Source organism: Pasteurella oralis, from assembly GCF_002850605.1.
Taxonomy (GTDB): Bacteria; Pseudomonadota; Gammaproteobacteria; order Enterobacterales; family Pasteurellaceae; genus Pasteurella; species Pasteurella oralis.
This window is the reverse complement of sequence record NZ_NXGB01000001.1, coordinates 65,821-85,267: the sequence shown is the minus strand read 5'-3', so window position 1 is coordinate 85,267 and position 19,447 is coordinate 65,821. Positions and strand designations below refer to the sequence as shown.

The window sequence follows — 19,447 nt, the reverse complement described above, 5'->3', positions numbered from 1 at the left end:
AATAAAAACATTCTGTTTCATTTTTTAATAAAAACAGAATTCATACTACAAAGATGGGAGTTAAGAAAAATAAGGGCCCGCTCGAATCGGTGGAACTGAATAGACAAGAACAGCCTCAAAGTGCTGTTCATTTTTTAGAAGGTTTTGTTTTTGTTGAGGAGTAACAGCTGTTTTACGCTGCTGTTGCTGAACTTGTTGAACTAATGCAACAACACGTGAAATTTGTTGTTGAACAAACTGAGGATTTTGATAATTCTCACTCGCGACATTAGATTGATTTGCCAACCCTTGTGCTTCAGGTAATGCCAAAATCGCAATCATACTTAACAGTAATTGCGACCAAAAACTATGCTTACCTTTCGTTAAAATCATCATTACGCCTGCTACCAAAAAATCTTTCGTATTGTAGCGGAAATTCGCTACAATGTCATAGATATTGGGGTAAAAAGTGAGAAAACAAGCCTATGAGATATGAAAAGCCAGTCAATGTGAAAGAATTACTAGAAAATTCCAGTTTAGCCAAAATAATGAAAAAAGGATTGTTTTTAAACGAGCTAAATTTACACTTACAACAACGCTTTCCAAAACAATATCAGGGGCTATATAAAGTAGCAAATTTGGAGCAAGATACACTTTATTTAGAAGTTGCGAATGCTATTGTTCGCCAAGCACTTATGTTTCAGCAAAAAAGTTTATTAGCTTTAGTCAATATAAATTATCCCGAAGTAAAAACGATTAAATTTCATATCAATCCAAGTCTACTATCCGTATAATCTAGCCTTGTTAAAACAGCAAAATTGCTAGGCTTCCTCGTCACTTATTTGTTAATTCGATTTTGTTTTCGCGCTGAATACTGCAATTAATTCAGACACTTTGATTCGTCTATCGGGTTGTTGACTAATTGAACGTTGTACTTGAACAGCTTTTAATTTAGCTTTCTGATAAATATCACGTGTAAATGCCGTATCATGATTTGAAATTACAACAGAAATTTTCCGTTCTTCTGCTGTACGTTTCGCTAACTCTGCTAGCGTTTTTTGATGCTGAGAAGAAAACTCATTACCTGCATAACTGGTAAAATTGCTTTCTTGAACTAACGGCGCATAAGGTGGATCGCAATAAATGATGGATTTTTCATCGGCCAGAGAAAAAGTATGCTGAAAATCGGCACAGATAAACTCCGCATTTTGCGCTTTTTGCGCAAAATAACGTAATTCCACTTCAGGAAAATAGTGCCTTTTATAAGAACCAAATGGGACATTAAATTCATTTTTTGAATTGTAACGACATAGCCCATTAAAACCAAAACGATTGAGATATAAGAAAATTACTGAACGCTCAAATGCATCAGTTGAACGATTAAACTGCTCTCGCTGTGCATAATAATACATGCTTGTATTGGCTTCTGGATGAAAAAAAACCACTTTACAAGCTTCAATATAACGTTCCACATCTGCCTTAACCAAATTAAATAAATTAATTAAATCTGGATTAATATCTGCCAAGATATAACGCTCAAAATTTGTATTTAAAAATACTGCTCCTGCACCAACGAAAGGCTCAACTAAGCATTTATTCTTTTTAGGTAATACTTTATTAATTTCTTCTGTTAAACGAAATTTCCCACCTGCCCATTTCAAAAATGGGCGGTATTTTATTGCAGGTAATCTAGCATTTTTTTTGAAGCCTAAATGTTTTGCTTTAATAGGCTGTTTTCGACAAGGAGGCATGGATTAATCAACCTGAGTACAACAACGTATCGCGTCTAACACCAGTTGTTGGTCAGTATCTGTTGCGACATAAGCTTTGCCTAATGCTTTCAATAAAATAAGACGTAATTTTCCAGCTAATACTTTTTTATCGCGCATCATATGCGGCAAATAATCTTCTGGTTGCATAATATCAGGCGAAGTTGTTGGTAAATTAGCACGCACAAGCAATTTTTCAAAACGAGCAACATCATCGCGCATTAAATACCCTAATTTCTCTGAAAGCACTGCTGCCATCAGCATGCCTACTGCAACAGCTTCACCATGTAACCAATTTCCATAACCTAAGTGTGTTTCAATTGCATGACCAAAAGTATGTCCTAAATTCAATAATGCACGATCACCTTGCTCAGTTTCATCACGTGCAACAACATCTGCTTTAATTTGACAACAACGAGCAATACATTGCTGTAAATAAACTTGTTCTAAAGCGACAAGACTATCAATATGTTGCTCTAGCCAATTAAAAAATTCACTATCGAGAATAGCACCATATTTAATCACTTCAGCCAAACCCGCATTGACTTCACGTTTTGGTAAGCTATTTAAGGTTAAAGTATCAACAATTACACAACAAGGCTGATAAAAAGCACCAATCATGTTTTTTCCTAGCTCATGATTTACTGCCGTTTTTCCACCAACTGAAGAATCCACTTGTGCTAACAATGTAGTTGGAATTTGGATAAAACGAACACCTCGTTGATAACTTGCTGCTGCATAACCAGCAATATCACCAATCACACCACCTCCCAATGCAATAATCGTGGTATCTCTCCCATGATTAGCCTGTAAAAGAGCGGTAAAAATCAAATTCAACGAATCTAAAGTTTTGTATTTTTCCCCATCAGGCAATAATACATTTTCAACTAAGCATCCTTTTTTCTCTAAGATTTCTGTGACTTGGCGAAGGTAATATTGTGCAACTGTTGGGTTAGTTACGATCATCACTTTATCACCCGATTTTAATGGGTAACAATTCTCATCTGACAATAAATCTGCACCAATATAAATTGGATAACGGCGCTCTTTTAACTCAACATTCACACATTGCATTGTTTATCCTATTTTTTAACCATTAAGATTATCAATTAAATCCATAATTTGTGTTGCCATTACTTTTGCACTTTGCTCATCTGTTGGCAAAGTAATATCTGCAATTTCTTCATACAAAGGGTTACGAATTTTAGCCAAATCTTCTAATACCTGGCGAGGATCATCTACTTCTTGCAATAACGGGCGTTTTTTATCACGTTGTGTACGCTGATACTGTTTCTCAACTGTCGTTTCTAAATAAATCACGATACCACGTGCAGATAAATGGTTACGATTTTCTTTTGATAATACCGCACCACCACCAGTTGAAAGCACAATACCTTGTCTTTGTGTTAGTTCATTAATAATACGCTCTTCACGCTTACGAAAACCCACTTCGCCTTCGACATCAAAAATCCAACTGATGTCCGCACCAGCACGTTGCTCAATTTCACCGTCCGAATCCACAAAGTCCATATTTAATAGCTGTGCTAGTTGGCGACCAATTGTGCTTTTTCCAGCGCCCATTGGTCCAATTAAGAAAATATTACGCTTTTCTGCCATCTCTAATTTTTCTTCTTGTTCATTAAAATATTGATAATTATGATCTTTTACAAAATAGAGAAGCGACCTAAATCGGTCGCAAAAAGATCACCCAAAAAATAATTTCGATTATCGCAATAAATCACCCTATTTTTCAACCTTCGTGGGCGATTTATTTGCGATATTTACTTGGTTAGAACGAAAGTGCGGTCTATTTTGAGAATTTTTTATCAGGGCGTTTCTGCTCTAACTTCGCCACTGCTTCATTTTGTCTTAAAATATGTGGAGTCACAAAGATAACAAGTTCTCTTTTTTGATGGCGTTCACTTTCTTTACTAAACAAACGTTTTAATACAGGTAAATCACCAAGCACTGGAACTTTGTCTACACCTTTAGTTATCGTATCATGAAATACACCGCCTAAAACAATAGTTTCACCATCTTTTGCAAAAACTTGCGTATTAATTTCTTGTTTATCTATCGAAACAATCTCGCCTTTATCATAAGCCACTCTCGGTCCTAACGAATTTTGACTCACAACCAAATCTAACAAAATAGTGTTATCTTTTGAGATCTGTGGTGTAACATCTAAGCCTAATACGGCCTCACGAAATTCTATAGATTGCGTATTATTCTTGCCACTCGTAATGACATAGGGAATTTCCGTGCCTTGTTTAATACTGGCACTTTTCTTATTTGTCGTCAGCAAGCGCGGGCTAGCGATAATTTCAACATTGTTTTCGCGTTCAAGTGCCGTTAATTCCAGGTCCAATAAGCGCCCATTAATTTTGGCTAATTGTAAAGCAACAGTTCCTGCTGGCGTGACATTCGTTGCAAAATTGACATTGAGATGATCCTGAATATTTACCAATCCATTGCCTTCTAAACTACCTGACACCGAATGCACATTTTGTGCTGGCTCAAAAATTCCCCAGCGTACACCTAACTCTTTTAAGCTCTCATCCGTCATAGTCACAATTCTTGCTTCAATCACAATTTGCTCAACGGGTTTATCCATTTCCATCACTAATTGTTTAATATCTCGGACAGATTCAGCTTGATCTTGGATTAGCAATAAATTACTACGCTCATCAAAGCTGATACTGCCATTCGCCGACAATAAAGAACCATTACCCGTAGTTAATGATTTCATCACTTCTTCTGCCTTAGCAAATTGCAATTTTACTGACGTAGTAACTAAATTAGTCGCGACTGGAGCATTGTCATTTACTACACTGTCAGTTTTAAAGCTGCGGCTTAAATAGTACAACTTGCCTTCTTTGTGTAATTCCAGTTGTTTAATCTTAGCAACAGCGTGTAGAAGCTGATCAAAAGTAGTTTGTTCTAATTGCAGTGATAATGCGCCATCTAATTCATCATCAATGACGAGGTTTTTATTTTGTTGTAATGCCAATTGTTGTAAAGTTTCTACTAACGGAGCTTGCTTCAAGCGAATAGAAAAAGTATCACTAGGTTGAGCTACTGCACACCAAACAAAACTTAACCAAAATAGACCGCACTTAATACTAGGCTTAATCCATGTTTGCATATTATCTTCCTAAAGCTTAATGAATAATGTGGCGCTGTCAGTACAACTTTGTTTATTTTTCCAATAAGTAAGAGTGACACCTTGTTTGCTAATTTGCTGAATCAGAAAGCCTTCTGGCGTTAATAGTTGATTAAGAGAAGCACTCTGAAGCTGTTTCCCTGCATTGACAAAAAGCGCTTGCCATTCTGTTTGCTGCTGTAACACCCCAATTAACTTCAATTCATCTAGACTATCCGTTGGGAACAATGCTGACTGTGCAATATTACAAGAAGTAAGCAACATTGATTTTTCAGTTTTCAAAACAACATGTCTCTGCTCTTGTCGTTGAGTTCGATCAAAGGGATCTGCTTGTACACTAAGTGCAAAGCTAAACACAACAAGCGCGGTCAATTTTTGCATTATTTTCACTCCTCTATTGGCTGTAATTGCAACAAAATATCCGCTTGTATTGATCCTCCCTCTACATGTTCACTTTTCACTAATTGCAATTTATTAAGTCTTAATTGTGGATACTGAAGCAAAAGTGCGGTTAAAAATTGTTGAAAATCGGCAAAATAGCTTTGAAATTGCAAATTAAGCTGTGGAAAAGAATGAAATGCCCATTCAGTAGAATGCAATATGATTTTGTCAGAATATTGCTGAATATATTGATTTATTTTCACAACTTTATTTGTCAATATTGGAGTTAAAGCAGACTGTGCCATATGTTGTTTTAAACTGGCTAAAATCTGCTGTTTATGCTGTAAATGTTGTGTTTGCTCAGTTAACTCAACTCCAATTTGCCTAATCTGTTGATATTGCTGGCTAATTTGAAATATCGTATATGCCCATCCAACAATAACCAAGAGAGCAAGTAAAATTGTTCGTCGAATAAAAGATAAACTCAATAGCTTGCCAAATAAAGTATCTGGATTAGTTAAATAGTTCAACATATATGATTTACTCCTCTGCTAATTGCAGCTCAAACTGAAAAGAAATTTGTTGTGACTCGGGTTGAAAATGAGTCAGCTTCACTTGCTTAAACAAGGAATGAGATGAAAGAAACTGATTTAAACGCTCAAATTCTGCCTGACTCACGACATCCCCTGTCAAAATGAGTAACGTAGTCTGCCAATTTAATTCAACTAGCTCCCCTTGTTCTAATGGTAATTTTGCTATGCACTCTAAAAGCATACGGAGCTTTTCTGTAGAGAGTAAAAATGTTTTTTCTTGTACTGCATGACGTTGCCGTAATTGTGACAATTGATAGTTCACTTGTTGCAAAGTTGCAGTAATTTTCTGTAAATTAGCTCGCTCTGATATTTGCTGTTGTGTCAATGATTCAGATAATAATAACAAGGCAAAATTGCCTGCAATGAAGCAAGTGAATACAACGAAAAATTGTATCGCAAATATTATTAAACGTTGCTGATATTGCTTCTGCCGCCAAGGTAATAGATTCAAATGGTATTTCACTTTTTATCCCGTCAAAATTATTTATTGCTTCAAACAACACTGGACAATTGTGTACCCCACAATGCATTGCCTAGCGCAATTACAGGTAAATCGGTATGCAACTCGATCCAATCTGGCGGCACAGCAGTTTGTGAATGACAGTAAACTATCACTTGCTTGGGTCGATGCTCATAACGTTGACAAAATTGGGTATAAAGTGTGATCAAATCTGAATGGGCTTGTTGCAAGACAAGATGTTGATATTTTTGTTCCTCAATAGCAATACAGCCTTGTTCGTCTTGATATAAAAACAATGTCGCTGCGCACTTCACTTGAGGCATGAGAAATTGGAAAGCGCGTAAAATCGTATGTGCTAAATTGTCTAACACGTCAATATTTAGTGCCGATAACTCGGCTAAATATTGTTGCACAATCGACTTTTGAATGGCAAAAAGACTGAGTTGGAAGCCTTGTTGTACTATGCCTGCACAATAATCAAACCAAAGTGTAGATATAGGAATTGATAATTCTTGTTCTAATAGAAAGTGACATTGCTGTTCACATTCTTGATCATTCAATTGTTGTGGTAATAATATACTTTTTGTCCAAATTTGATGAGGCGAAATCGCGGCAACAAAAGATAAACGCGTTTTTTGCTTGCTTTCCAAACAAGCAAGAATCTTATTCTTAGCCTCTGCTAACATTGCTACCTTTGTACAAAATCTATGCGGCTTATGTTGTATATCTAACCAGACAAATTCAACATTGTGTCCACGTTGCCACACACCCACTTGAGTTAAAGTTGTCGAAAATCCCCACATTTCATACCTCTTCTTTACTGATTATTTACATTTTTGCTGAACTTTTAGCTTTGGATTTAGTCTTGTTATCTTTATACTGTGAATAATTTTTTGAGTTTTTTAATAAACGAGCATTAACCAAGAGAGAATTTTTCGATGCGGATCGCAAAATTAATATTAAGTACCCTATTAACGTTAATTGTATTGGGTTGTGTCGCGGTAGGTGCGGTATATGTCTATTTGAAAGCAGATTTACCTGATGTAGAAAGCCTAAAAACGGTTGAATTACAACAACCTATGCAAATTTATACTGCGGATGGGAAACTTATTGGTGAAGTCGGTGAACAACGCCGTATCCCTGTGCCATTAGCACAAATTCCACAGCCTCTTATCAATGCAGTCCTCGCAACAGAAGATAACCGTTTCTATGATCATCATGGTTTAGATCCTATTGGGATTGCTCGTGCCATTATAGTAGCGGTTACCAAAGGCGGAGCCTCTCAAGGAGCAAGTACGATTACACAGCAGCTAGCGCGTAATTTCTTCTTAACTCCAGAAAAATCTATTGAACGTAAAGCAAAAGAAGCGGTTTTAGCAATTGATATTGAAAATACGCTCACTAAAAATGAAATTTTAGAGCTGTATTTAAATAAAATTTATCTAGGCTATCGCTCTTATGGTGTTGCTGCTGCGGCAAAAACCTATTTTGGTAAAGAGTTAGATCAATTAACCCTGTCTGAAATGGCAGTTATTGCAGGTTTACCAAAAGCACCTTCTACAATGAATCCAATCTATTCATTAAAACGGGCGACCGAACGACGTAATATTGTGTTAGGGCGTATGCTGACCACAAAATACATCACGCAAGAAGAATATGATGTAGCAATTAAAGAACCTATTGTTGCGAGTTATCATGGCGCACAAATTGATTTCCGTGCAGATTACGTCACTGAAATGGCACGCCAAGAAATGGTAAGACGCTTTGGTGAAGAAAAAGCCTATACTAGTGGCTTTAAGGTTTACACAACTGTGCTGTCAAAAGATCAAGCAGAAGCACAAAAAGCTCTACGTCATAATTTAATTGATTATGACATGCGCCATGGCTATCGTGGGGGAGCACCACTCTGGCAAAAAGAGGAAACGCCTTGGGAACAAGATCGCATTATTGGATTCTTAAAGAAACTGCCAAATTCTGAACCGCTCTTACCTGCAGCAGTATTAGCTACAAATAAAACAGGCGCGGAATTACTACTATCCTCTGGTGAAAAAATGATTTTATCAAATAATGCAATGCGCTGGGCAGGTAAAAAAACACCCAAAGTAGGCGATCAAATTTGGGTTCGCCAACGTGATAATGGCGAATGGATTTTAGGGCAAGTGCCAGAAGTAAATTCCGCTTTAGTATCATTAAATAGTGATAATGGTGCTATTGAAGCCTTAGTCGGTGGTTTTAGCTTTGAACAAAGTAAATTTAATCGTGCAACGCAGTCTTTAGTACAAGTCGGCTCCTCAATTAAGCCTTTCATTTATGCTGCCGCATTAGAAAAAGGACTCACCTTATCCAGTGTATTACAGGATTCGCCTTTAGTATTGAAAAAAGCGGGTCAAAAGCCTTGGGCACCTAAAAATTCTCCAAATCGTTTTGACGGTCCAATGCGCTTGCGTGTAGGTCTAGGTTTATCAAAAAATATGATTGCTATTCGTGCAATGCAAATGGTCGGTGTGGAATTTACTGCTGAATTTTTACAACGCTTTGGTTTCAAAAAAGAACAATTCTTTGCTAGTGAGGCATTAGCATTAGGTGCGGCTTCATTCACGCCACTAGAGATGGCTCGAGGTTATGCTGTATTTGATAATGGTGGCTTTTTAATTGAACCTTTTATTATCAACCGTATTTTAGATAACACAGGTAAGGAGATTTTCCTCGCTAATCCCAAAATTGCTTGTATTACTTGTCATGATATTCCTGTGTTATATGGCGAAACAGAAAAATTAGATGCATTCAAAAATTATGATTTAAGCCTGACTGAAAATCTCAATATCGATGTGTCTGATGAAGGAGGTGATGAACTTGGTGATATCATACCAGATATTCCAGATCTACAACCTATTAGCACTAACACAATTGATGAAAGTAATTTACATTTCATGGCAGCGGCTAAAACAGATAATTCAGAAACACAGTATGCTCCACGCGTAATCAGTGGTGAATTAGCCTTTTTAGTGCGTAGTGCTTTAACATCAGCAATTTATGGTGAAGCAGGTAAAAGCTGGGTTGGAACAAGCTGGCGCTTATCCAAAGCATTCAAACGCCAAGATATTGGCGGCAAAACGGGTACAACCAATAATTCTAAAGTCGCTTGGTATGCGGGATTTGGCGCACATTTGACTACAGCGGTTTACGTTGGGTTTGATGATAATAAACGCAACTTAGGTCGTGGCGAAGCAGGTGCTAAAACGGCTATGCCAGCTTGGCAAGCTTACATGCAAGCCAGTTTAGCCGATATCCCTGAACGTAAATTAACACCGCCACCAAATATTGTAGAAAAACGCATTGACACAGGCTCTGGTTTATTAACAGGCAGTGGCGGACGGATTGAATATTTCATCAATGGTACCGAACCTAAACGTACTTACGTTGAAGAACAAGGCTACTACATACCTTCTGATTTTACTAACCCTGATAGTAATTCATCAGTAGGCGACCGAGAAGAACTCTTCTAAAATCTACCGCACTTTTGACAATAAAAGTGCGGTCTCTTTTTTGTAATTTCTATTTTTAAGGCAATATTTATGCTCAGTTATCGTCACAGTTTTCATGCAGGTAATCACGCCGATGTATTAAAACACATTGTATTAATGCTAATTATTGAAAATCTCCAATTAAAAGAAAAGGGCTTCTATTATTTAGATACACATGCTGGCGTAGGACGTTATCGCTTATTTAGTGAAGAAGCAGAAAAAACAGCAGAATTTGCCGAAGGTATTGGACGGCTTTGGCAACGTGATGATCTACCCGAAGAAATTGCACGCTATGTTAAAGTAATTAAAAAATTCAATTATGGCGGTAAAGAATTACGTTATTACGCGGGTTCACCATTGATTGCTGCAACGATGCTACGCGCACAAGATCGTGCCTTATTCACTGAATTACACCCTAGCGATTTTCCACTGCTGCGTAACAATTTTAAAGATTTTCAAAATGTGATAAGCAAAAGAGAAAATGGTTTTCAACAATTAAAAGCTACTTTACCCCCAAAAGAAAGACGTGGTTTAGTCTTAATTGATCCACCTTATGAATTAAAAGAAGATTATGATTTAGTGGTGCAGGCTGTCGAGGAAGGTCATAAACGCTTTGCGACGGGCACTTATGCAATTTGGTACCCTGTTGTGTTACGTCAACAAATTAAACGTATGCTACGCAACTTCGAAAATACTGGGATTCGTAAAATCTTACAAATTGAATTAGCTGTTCGTCCAGATAGCGAACAACGCGGAATGACAGCCAGTGGTATGATTGTGATTAATCCACCTTGGGCACTTGAACAACAAATGAAAAAAATTCTGCCTTATTTAACTCAAACGCTAGTCCCAGAAGGAACTGGTAGTTGGTCAGTTAGATGGGTAGTGCCAGAATAAGCTATTACCAATTAAACTGATTTACAATGTCATTTTGCTTTATGTTTGTTTATTCGGCAAAATGATGACAGATTTATTGTAATTATGTGAATTTAGAAAGGAATGCAACAATGACAAAACATTATGATTATATTGCTATCGGTGGCGGTAGCGGTGGTATTGCCTCAATCAATCGTGCAGCAAGCTACGGCAAAAAATGTGCCATCATCGAAGCTAAACATTTGGGTGGTACTTGCGTCAATGTGGGCTGTGTGCCAAAGAAAGTCATGTGGTATGGCGCACAAGTAGCTGAAGCAATCCATCTTTATGCGCCAGATTATGGTTTCGATCTGAATGTGAATAAATTTGACTTTGCCAAATTAGTTGAAAACCGACAAGCTTATATTAGTCGTATTCATACTTCTTACAATAATGTTTTAGCCAAAAATAATGTTGATGTTATTCAAGGATTTGCTAAGTTTGTTAATGCTAATACAGTAGAAGTGAATGGCGAACACATTACAGCGGATCATATTTTAATCGCCACTGGTGGTCGCCCAAGCCGTCCAAACATTGTGGGTGTAGAATATGGAATCGATTCTGATGGTGTATTTGCATTAACACAATTACCAAAACGTGTTGCTGTTGTTGGTGCAGGTTATATCGCCGTTGAACTTGCTGGCGTAATGAATAGTTTTGGAGTTGAAACCCATTTATTTGTCCGTCAGCATGCACCATTACGTCATTTTGATCCACTCATCGTAGACACATTATTAGAAGTCATGGCACAAGATGGTATCCATCTGCATACCCATGCTATTCCAAAACAAATCATAAAAAATGCAGACGGTTCATTAAACTTACAACTTGAAGATGGACGGACACAAGAAGTCGATTGCTTAATTTGGGCAATTGGTCGCCACCCTGCAACAGATGTAATTAACTTAGCTGTGACAGGGGTAAAAACTAACGAACGTGGATTTATTAAAGTAGATAAATATCAAAATACGAATATAAAAGGTATATATGCTGTCGGTGACATTATTGAAGGAGGTATTGAATTAACTCCTGTCGCCGTTGCTGCGGGTCGCCGTTTATCTGAGCGCTTATTCAATAATAAGCCAAATGAACATTTAGACTATAATTTGGTACCAACCGTCGTATTTAGCCACCCGCCAATTGGTACAGTGGGACTAACAGAGCCACAAGCAATTGAACAATACGGTGCAGAAAATGTAAAAATTTATAAATCAGCTTTCACGCCAATGTATAGTGCTGTTACACAGCATCGTCAACCTTGCCGTATGAAGCTAGTTTGTGTAGGTAAAGAAGAAAAAATCGTTGGTTTACACGGAATTGGCTTTGGCGTAGATGAAATGATTCAGGGTTTTGCTGTCGCCATTAAAATGGGGGCAACTAAAACAGACTTTGATAATACCGTTGCAATTCATCCAACGGGTTCGGAAGAATTTGTGACCATGCGTTAACACAAAAAACTACTCAAATTAAAAGGCGATATAAATCAATCAAATATCGCCTTTTTAATGAAATTTAGTAAAAATCGACCGCACTTTAGCATATCAAGCTAAGCAATCTTCTCTTTATAATGCTGACGACAAACGGATAAATAGCTGTCATTACCACCAATTTGAATTTGCGCACCATCACGCACAACTTCTCCCTGCGCATTTAAACGCAACACGAAATTAGCTTTACGTCCGCAATAACAAATGGTTTTAAGCTCTTCTAATTGATCTGCCCATGCAAGTAAGTACTGACTTCCCTCAAATAACTCTGCTTGAAAATCGGTACGCAAACCATAGCACAATACAGGAATATTAAATTTATCCACCACTTCACTGAGCTGGTGAACCTGTGCCTTAGTTAAAAATTGGGCTTCATCTACTAAAATACAATTAAGCTTTTCACGTGTTAAATGTTGTTCTATTTCAGCAAGCAAATTGCTTTCTTTATGAAAAAGCTGCGCATCCTGACTAATGCCAATACGTGAGGTCACTTTGCCTACCCCAAAACGATCATCAATTGCCGCAGTGTAAACAAGCGTATTCATATTACGTTCTTGATAATTATATGAAGATTGCAATAAAGTGGTCGATTTTCCCGCATTCATTGTCGAATAATAAAAATAGAGCTTTGCCATATGATTCCTATTGTTATTTTAGTGCCCATTTCCAAAGATAATAAAAAATTGTGCCCGTTAAAGGCGGTAATGCAGCTAACATCAGAATACCAAAAGTGGTACCACCACCGACTAAACGCCCAGCAATAGTCAAATAATCCATAAGCTGTTCTGTTGGCATTGTAAAAACAACAATGGCAATTAACCCCAACATCAATACACAGCCCACACCTGCTGCACGTATTGCTTTTAATTTATTTTGATCCATATCGATCCCTCTGAGTTAGCTTGCTGTAATTGGAGATAATGTTGTCATTGCCCAACGAGGTTTGACTTCAATCGCAAGATCTTGTTTCTCACCTTGTTTCAAGCGTAATAAGCCAGTATAAGCAATCATCGCACCATTATCAGTACAAAATTGAGGCTGTGGGTAAAAGACTTCGCCGTTGAGCTGTTGCATTAATTCTGCCAAATGTTGGCGCAATTGTTTATTCGCACTCACGCCACCCGCGATCACTAAACGTGTGAATCCTGTTTCTTTTAATGCACGACGACATTTAATCACCAATGTTTCCACTACCGCTTGCTGAAAAGCATAAGCAATATCTGCTTTAGTTTGTTCTGTGAGTTCACCTTCTTGTTTAATTGCTTGTGCAATGGTATTTGCAGCAAAGGTTTTCAGTCCTGAAAAACTAAAATCTAAGCCTGGACGATCTGTCATAGGACGCGGAAAAATAAAATGCTCAGGATTTCCCTTTTGTGCTAAACGTGAAAGGGCTGCACCACCAGGATAATCTAGTCCTAACAATTTTGCTGTTTTATCAAAAGCTTCTCCTGCCGCATCATCAATAGACTCACCTAATAATTGATACTGTCCTACTGCATCTACTCTGACTAACTGGGTATGCCCACCAGAAACTAATAATGCAATAAAAGGAAATTGCGGTACATTTTCTTCTAACATTGGCGCCAATAAATGCCCCTCCATATGATGAACACCAATCGCAGGTACATTCCATGCATAAGCTAAGGATCTCGCAATGGTGGATCCTACTAATAATGCACCAACTAAGCCAGGACCTGCTGTATAAGCAATACCATCAATATCTTCTGCACTTAAGTTTGCTTCAGCTAACGCGGCTTGAATTAGAGGCGCTGTTTTACGAATATGATCACGTGAGGCAAGTTCTGGTACTACCCCACCATAATCTGCATGCAATGCAATTTGGGTATACAGTTGATTAGCTACTAACCCTTTTTCTTCATCATAAATCGCAACTCCTGTTTCATCACAAGAGGTTTCAATGCCTAATACTCGCATTTGTTTTTCCTTTCTGCTTCTTTTTGTGGCGAGATTTTACCTTGTTTATTATTCTTTCACCAGTTTGGGTAATGATTTTTATAGAAAAGAGCAAACTTCCCTTTGCTTTTAAGCGAAAAGTAGATTAAAATTGCGACCTTCATTGAATAAGCCGTTTATTCCAAACGGTAAAATAAATTAGCAATTGCAAAATTAATTCCATTGAGGTGATTGGCTTATGCCTGTAATTAAAGTACGTGAAAACGAATCATTTGACGTTGCATTACGTCGTTTTAAACGCTCTTGCGAAAAAGCTGGTATTTTAGCGGAAGTTCGCAGCCGTGAATTTTATGAAAAACCAACGACTATCCGTAAACGTGAAAATGCAACTCGTGCTAAACGTCACGCAAAACGCGTTGCACGTGAAAATGCACGCAATACGCGTTTATACTAATACTTAATACAGTATTTAAAACTCGAGTTATACAAACCGTGAAACCGCTAGGTATCACGGTTTTGTTTCATTCAATAAGCTCCATTTTACCTCCTAACTGAAAGGGCACAAACTTGATGAAAGGCTCAATTCCACGCACATTTATTGATGATCTGCTAGCCAAAACAGATATCGTGGAGCTTATCAATGCCCGAGTAAAGCTCAAAAAAGCAGGTCGTGATTACCAAGCTTGTTGCCCATTTCATCACGAAAAAACCCCTTCATTTACCGTTAGTCAAAAAAAACAGTTTTATCATTGTTTTGGTTGTGGCGCCCACGGCAATGCAATTTCATTTTTAATGGAATATGATAAATTAGAGTTTGTGGAAGCAATTGAAGAATTAGCTGGCATACTAGGTCTTGAAATCCCACGTGAAAATAAACCTCAATTCAACGGTAAGCAAATAAACTACCAAACTAAGCGCAATTTGTATGAATTAATGCAAGAAATTGCACAATTCTATCAACAACAATTAACACAACATATTCCCGCCCAAAGTTATTTGCAACAACGTGGCTTATCCTCCGATGTGATTGAACGTTTTCAAATTGGTTTTGTACCAAATACTTTCGATTCGGTTTTACAGCGCTTTGGTAAAACAAAAGAAGATCAACAAAAACTCTTTGAGCTTGGTATGCTCTCACGTAACGATCGCGGCGATATTTATGATCGTTTTCGTCATCGGGTGATGTTCCCAATTCGAGATCGTCGTGGTAGAACTATTGCGTTTGGTGGGCGCGTTTTGAATGATGACAAGCCAAAATATTTAAACTCACCTGAAAGTGCCACATATCATAAAGGTAACGAGCTTTATGGCTTATTTGAAGCATTACAAAGTAACGAAAGCCCTGACATGCTACTAGTTGTTGAAGGTTATATGGATGTGGTTGCATTAGCTCAATTTGGCATAAATTACGCTGTTGCTTCCCTTGGTACTGCCACTACTGCGGAACAAATCCAATTATTATTTCGTTCAACTGAACAAGCTATTTGCTGTTACGATGGTGATCGTGCAGGACGTGAAGCCGCTTGGCGTGCTTTTGAAAATGCGCTACCTTATTTGGAAGACGGCAGACAACTCAAATTTATTTTCCTACCTGATGGTGAAGATCCCGATTCGTTTATTCGCCAATATGGTAAAACAGGTTTTGAAGACTACATTCAAAAAGCACAATCACTGAGTGAGTTTTTATTCTCTAGTCTTGCACCACAGGTAGATTTCTCAACCAAAGAAGGCAAAACAAAACTCGCAGCATTAGCTGTACCTTTAATCAAAAAAATTCCGGGTGAAATGTTACGTTTATCATTACGTAATACCCTAGCACAAAAACTAGGAATTTTAGACCAAACACAATTGGAGAGCATGATTCCTACTTATACTGAAGTGAAAATCAACACTCAACCAAAAACTGTTAAACGTACGCCAATGCGTTTACTCATAGGATTATTACTACAAAATCCAGAACTCGCCCAACTCGTTCCTAATCTGGTGCCATTAAAAGTACTGAATGAATCAGGTCTTGAATTATTTGAAAAACTGACCGCACTTTGCCAAGAAAAAGTGGGTATTACCACAGGGCAAATCTTGGAGTATTGGCGAGATACGGAACATAGCAAGGCCCTTGAAATTTTGGCTGTTTGGGATCATCTTGTAGAAGATGAAAAAATTGAAGAAACATTTAAAGACACATTACGTTATTTCTATTTTCAACTTATTGAACGTGAAATAGATTCATTAATTGCCAAAGATCGCTCAGAAGGACTAAGTCTGGATGAACGACAAAAGTTAACGCAATTATTATTGAAAAAACAACAAAAGGCATAGTTAATCTATTATAACAATGATAAAATCAGACGTATTTTATCTTCATAACTACTCAATCAAGGCGGATATATTATTATGGATCAAAATCCACAATCTCAATTGAAATTGTTAATCGCACAAGGCAAAGAACAAGGCTATCTCACTTATGCAGAGGTGAACGATCACCTGCCTGAAGAGCTCGTGGATGCAGAACAAATTGAAGATATTATTCAGATGATCAACGATATGGGTATTCAAGTGCTAGAAACCGCACCTGATGCAGATGATCTGATGTTAAATGAAGCGATTGCTGACGAAGATGCAGTGGAAGAAGCAACACAAGTGCTATCCAGTGTTGAAGCTGAAATTGGACGTACAACTGACCCTGTGCGTATGTATATGCGTGAAATGGGTAGTGTAGAACTCCTTACTCGCGAAGGTGAAATTGATATTGCGAAACGTATTGAAGAAGGGATCAATGAAGTACAAAGCGCAATTGCCTTCTATCCTGAAGCGATTAGCTATTTACTTGAACAATATGATCTCGTCGAAGAAGGCGGTGTCCGTTTAGCTGATTTAATTACAGGTTTTGTTGATCCTAATGCAATGACGGAAGGAGAAGTTGCTGAAATTGAAGAATCTTATGATGAGGATGAAGATTCAAGTAACGTCACCGTAGAGATCAATGATGATGAGGAGGAAGAGGAAGAGGAAGAAGAAAGTGAAGAAACAAGCTCAAGCGATGACAGCGACTCTGATAATTCAATTGATCCCGAAGTTGCCCGTGAAAAATTCTTAGAATTAAGAACTCAGCATGGCAAAACAATGGCATTCATTGAAAAACATGGTCGTACAAGTAAAAAATCAAAAGATCAAATCCAAGCATTAGCTGATGTTTTCACTCAATTCCGCTTAGTCCCGAAACAATTTGACATGCTTGTTAACTTAATGAGCAACATGATGCGTTCTGTACGCTTACAAGAACGTAGTATTCAAAAAATTGTTGTTGATAAAGCAAAAATGCCAAAAGAACAATTCCAAAAAGTGTTCGTTGGGCATGAAAACCAAGATACTTGGTTAGTCAAAGCATTGTCATCAAGTAAAACATGGTCAGAAAAGTTGGCTAAACACGAAGCAGAAATTCGTTATCACATTCAAAATATTCTGGAAATTGAAAGCCAAACAAACCTTACCGTACAACAAATTCGTGAAGTTTGTGAACGTATTGCGGCAGGCGAATTAAAAGCGCGCCGTGCCAAAAAAGAAATGGTTGAAGCTAACTTACGTTTAGTGATTTCAATTGCTAAAAAATATACTAACCGTGGCTTACAATTTTTAGATCTGATCCAAGAAGGTAACATTGGTTTAATGAAGGCGGTTGATAAATTTGAATATCGTCGTGGTTATAAATTCTCAACTTATGCAACTTGGTGGATTCGTCAAGCCATCACACGTTCTATCGCAGACCAAGCAAGAACGATCCGTATTCCTGTACATATGATCGAAACAATTAATAAATTAAATCGTATTTCGCGTCAAATGTTACAAGAAATGGGACGTGAAGCTTCACCAGAAGAACTAGCAGAACGTATGGGTATGCCAGAAGATAAAATTCGTAAGGTATTAAAAATTGCGAAAGAACCAATTTCAATGGAAACGCCAATTGGTGATGATGATGATTCACATTTAGGAGATTTCATTGAAGATTCAACACTTGAGCTGCCATTAGATTCTGCTACAGCACAAAGTCTAAAAGTTGCAACCCATGAAGTACTTGAAGGTTTAACACCACGTGAAGCGAAAGTATTACGTATGCGTTTTGGTATTGATATGAATACTGACCATACTTTAGAAGAAGTTGGTAAACAATTTGATGTCACACGTGAGCGTATCCGTCAAATCGAAGCTAAAGCGTTACGTAAACTCCGTCATCCGAGTCGTTCCGAGACATTAAGAAGTTTCTTAGACGAATAATATTAAAGATTCAAAGGCTGTTAATAAAATTAACAGCTTTTTTGTTTAAATTTAAAACATGCGACAGCCAAGTCCTAGACTTTATTATAAGATTTCTCTATAATTCCCAAGTTTTCAATTCATAAGACCGCCCCCATAGCTCAGTCGGTCAGAGCAGTCGACTCATAATCGATTGGTCACAGGTTCAAGTCCTGTTGGGGGCACCATTTTCTACTCAACTCTTTTTACTACTCTGCTTCAAAGCAAATATACATAAACGCATTGACTCATGTTATAAAAATACATTGCTGATTAATGGTTGAATCATCACATTGATTATTTCCTTAGCTCACTATTTGAAATTAAAGTCAACATCCGAAATTTGTATATATTTAAAGCTATATTGTTATATTCATGTTAAACTCTATTACAGTGTTTTGTATAAGGCATGTACTTATTGGTGAAAAACAGCGTACATAAATGATTACAAAAACACTTTTTTATTCAATATTTGATTTTAGTTTTTATTGACTTACGCATAGAGGAGAAAAATATGGGGTGGATTTCAGCTATTATCGTAGGCGCTTTAATTGGTTGGATTGCAGAAAAAGTCATGAAAAGTGACATGGGTCTGTTAATGAACATCATCATCGGTATTATAGGTTCATCACTTGGTCGTTGGGTATTTGGTGATCTACTTGATATCGGTTCTGCTCATACTGCTGGCAGCTTTACAATGTCAGGCTTACTATTTGGTGTATTAGGCGCAAGCTTACTTATCTTTATCTTAAGATATCTCAAAATAATGAAATAAATTAACTCATTTTTACACTGTATTCCAGCTAACAGCTAAATAAGCTAAAACTTAAATGTTGGAATACAGTATTATTAACATTGCCTGCACAGTCTTTCTTTTTTTCCTAACAACAACTCCGTGTCTACCTGAATACTGATATTGTGTTATTCAACATGTGATAGTTGTTTTAGGTCAATGAAAATATTTGTGATGAT

Annotated in this window: 20 protein-coding genes and 1 tRNA gene; 9 read left to right on the top strand and 12 right to left on the bottom strand. The window is 37.3% G+C overall.

What is annotated here, in order from left to right; translation table 11 throughout:
• Nucleotides 1–60 precede the first annotated feature (60 nt).
• On the bottom strand, nucleotides 61–375 hold the full coding sequence (gene secM / locus C0975_RS00430) for a secA translation cis-regulator SecM (protein ID WP_101774808.1): 315 nt from the start codon (nucleotides 373–375) through the stop codon (nucleotides 61–63).
• Between the two features lie 89 nt (nucleotides 376–464).
• On the opposite strand from secM, the gene C0975_RS00425 reads away from it, so the two are divergent.
• On the top strand, nucleotides 465–773 hold the full coding sequence (locus C0975_RS00425; RefSeq protein ID WP_101774443.1) for a DciA family protein: 309 nt from the start codon (nucleotides 465–467) through the stop codon (nucleotides 771–773).
• A 51-nt stretch (nucleotides 774–824) separates the two neighbouring features.
• Here the strand turns inward: C0975_RS00425 and C0975_RS00420 are convergent, their stop codons facing one another.
• The 8 genes from C0975_RS00420 to C0975_RS00385 all read right to left on the bottom strand — a co-directional run bounded on the left by C0975_RS00420 (nucleotide 825) and on the right by C0975_RS00385 (nucleotide 7,148).
• Nucleotides 825–1,730, bottom strand: coding sequence for a Dam family site-specific DNA-(adenine-N6)-methyltransferase (locus C0975_RS00420; RefSeq protein ID WP_101774442.1), 906 nt, complete (start codon nucleotides 1,728–1,730; stop codon nucleotides 825–827).
• Between the two features lie 3 nt (nucleotides 1,731–1,733).
• The gene (aroB, locus tag C0975_RS00415) at nucleotides 1,734–2,822 is read right to left on the bottom strand and encodes a 3-dehydroquinate synthase (RefSeq protein ID WP_101774441.1); all 1,089 of its coding nucleotides are present in this window, start codon (nucleotides 2,820–2,822) and stop codon (nucleotides 1,734–1,736) included.
• Between the two features lie 15 nt (nucleotides 2,823–2,837).
• Nucleotides 2,838–3,365, bottom strand: a complete 528-nt coding sequence (aroK, locus tag C0975_RS00410; RefSeq protein WP_101774440.1) for a shikimate kinase AroK — start codon at nucleotides 3,363–3,365, stop codon at nucleotides 2,838–2,840.
• 190 nt (nucleotides 3,366–3,555) lie between these two features.
• Complete coding sequence (locus C0975_RS00405) at nucleotides 3,556–4,893, bottom strand: type IV pilus secretin PilQ (protein WP_101774439.1); 1,338 nt, start codon at nucleotides 4,891–4,893, stop codon at nucleotides 3,556–3,558.
• A 9-nt stretch (nucleotides 4,894–4,902) separates the two neighbouring features.
• Nucleotides 4,903–5,292, bottom strand: coding sequence for a pilus assembly protein PilP (locus tag C0975_RS00400; protein ID WP_101774438.1), 390 nt, complete (start codon nucleotides 5,290–5,292; stop codon nucleotides 4,903–4,905).
• Nucleotides 5,293–5,297: 5 nt separating this feature from the next.
• Nucleotides 5,298–5,825: a hypothetical protein gene (locus C0975_RS00395; protein ID WP_101774437.1), complete on the bottom strand. Its 528-nt coding sequence runs from the start codon at nucleotides 5,823–5,825 to the stop codon at nucleotides 5,298–5,300.
• A gap of 7 nt (nucleotides 5,826–5,832) precedes the next feature.
• Complete coding sequence (locus C0975_RS00390) at nucleotides 5,833–6,348, bottom strand: PilN domain-containing protein (RefSeq protein WP_101774436.1); 516 nt, start codon at nucleotides 6,346–6,348, stop codon at nucleotides 5,833–5,835.
• Nucleotides 6,349–6,377: 29 nt separating this feature from the next.
• The gene (locus C0975_RS00385; protein WP_101774435.1) at nucleotides 6,378–7,148 is read right to left on the bottom strand and encodes a type IV pilus biogenesis protein PilM; all 771 of its coding nucleotides are present in this window, start codon (nucleotides 7,146–7,148) and stop codon (nucleotides 6,378–6,380) included.
• Between the two features lie 135 nt (nucleotides 7,149–7,283).
• On the opposite strand from C0975_RS00385, the gene C0975_RS00380 reads away from it, so the two are divergent.
• The 3 genes from C0975_RS00380 (at nucleotide 7,284) to gorA (ending at nucleotide 12,232) form a co-directional block, all read left to right on the top strand.
• On the top strand, nucleotides 7,284–9,851 hold the full coding sequence (locus C0975_RS00380; protein WP_101774434.1) for a penicillin-binding protein 1A: 2,568 nt from the start codon (nucleotides 7,284–7,286) through the stop codon (nucleotides 9,849–9,851).
• Between the two features lie 69 nt (nucleotides 9,852–9,920).
• Nucleotides 9,921–10,766, top strand: a complete 846-nt coding sequence (locus C0975_RS00375) for a 23S rRNA (adenine(2030)-N(6))-methyltransferase RlmJ (protein ID WP_101774433.1) — start codon at nucleotides 9,921–9,923, stop codon at nucleotides 10,764–10,766.
• 110 nt (nucleotides 10,767–10,876) lie between these two features.
• Complete coding sequence (gene gorA, locus C0975_RS00370; RefSeq protein ID WP_101774432.1) at nucleotides 10,877–12,232, top strand: glutathione-disulfide reductase; 1,356 nt, start codon at nucleotides 10,877–10,879, stop codon at nucleotides 12,230–12,232.
• A gap of 98 nt (nucleotides 12,233–12,330) precedes the next feature.
• Here the strand turns inward: gorA and C0975_RS00365 are convergent, their stop codons facing one another.
• From C0975_RS00365 to tsaD, 3 genes are read right to left on the bottom strand one after another with little or no spacing between them, the layout of a single operon-like run.
• Nucleotides 12,331–12,906, bottom strand: coding sequence for a thymidine kinase (locus C0975_RS00365; protein WP_101774431.1), 576 nt, complete (start codon nucleotides 12,904–12,906; stop codon nucleotides 12,331–12,333).
• A gap of 13 nt (nucleotides 12,907–12,919) precedes the next feature.
• Complete coding sequence (locus tag C0975_RS00360; protein WP_101774430.1) at nucleotides 12,920–13,153, bottom strand: hypothetical protein; 234 nt, start codon at nucleotides 13,151–13,153, stop codon at nucleotides 12,920–12,922.
• Between the two features lie 15 nt (nucleotides 13,154–13,168).
• Nucleotides 13,169–14,206: a tRNA (adenosine(37)-N6)-threonylcarbamoyltransferase complex transferase subunit TsaD gene (gene tsaD, locus C0975_RS00355; protein WP_101774429.1), complete on the bottom strand. Its 1,038-nt coding sequence runs from the start codon at nucleotides 14,204–14,206 to the stop codon at nucleotides 13,169–13,171.
• A 217-nt stretch (nucleotides 14,207–14,423) separates the two neighbouring features.
• Between tsaD and rpsU the strand changes: the two genes are divergently transcribed.
• The 5 genes from rpsU to C0975_RS00330 all read left to right on the top strand — a co-directional run bounded on the left by rpsU (nucleotide 14,424) and on the right by C0975_RS00330 (nucleotide 19,250).
• Complete coding sequence (rpsU, locus tag C0975_RS00350) at nucleotides 14,424–14,639, top strand: 30S ribosomal protein S21 (protein ID WP_005717672.1); 216 nt, start codon at nucleotides 14,424–14,426, stop codon at nucleotides 14,637–14,639.
• A 116-nt stretch (nucleotides 14,640–14,755) separates the two neighbouring features.
• On the top strand, nucleotides 14,756–16,504 hold the full coding sequence (gene dnaG, locus C0975_RS00345) for a DNA primase (protein ID WP_101774428.1): 1,749 nt from the start codon (nucleotides 14,756–14,758) through the stop codon (nucleotides 16,502–16,504).
• Between the two features lie 75 nt (nucleotides 16,505–16,579).
• Nucleotides 16,580–18,457, top strand: coding sequence for an RNA polymerase sigma factor RpoD (gene rpoD, locus C0975_RS00340; RefSeq protein ID WP_101774427.1), 1,878 nt, complete (start codon nucleotides 16,580–16,582; stop codon nucleotides 18,455–18,457).
• A 129-nt stretch (nucleotides 18,458–18,586) separates the two neighbouring features.
• Nucleotides 18,587–18,663, top strand: a tRNA-Ile gene (locus tag C0975_RS00335).
• A gap of 326 nt (nucleotides 18,664–18,989) precedes the next feature.
• A complete protein-coding gene (locus tag C0975_RS00330) occupies nucleotides 18,990–19,250 on the top strand; it encodes a GlsB/YeaQ/YmgE family stress response membrane protein (RefSeq protein WP_101774426.1) in 261 nt (86 codons plus the stop codon).
• Nucleotides 19,251–19,447 lie beyond the last annotated feature (197 nt).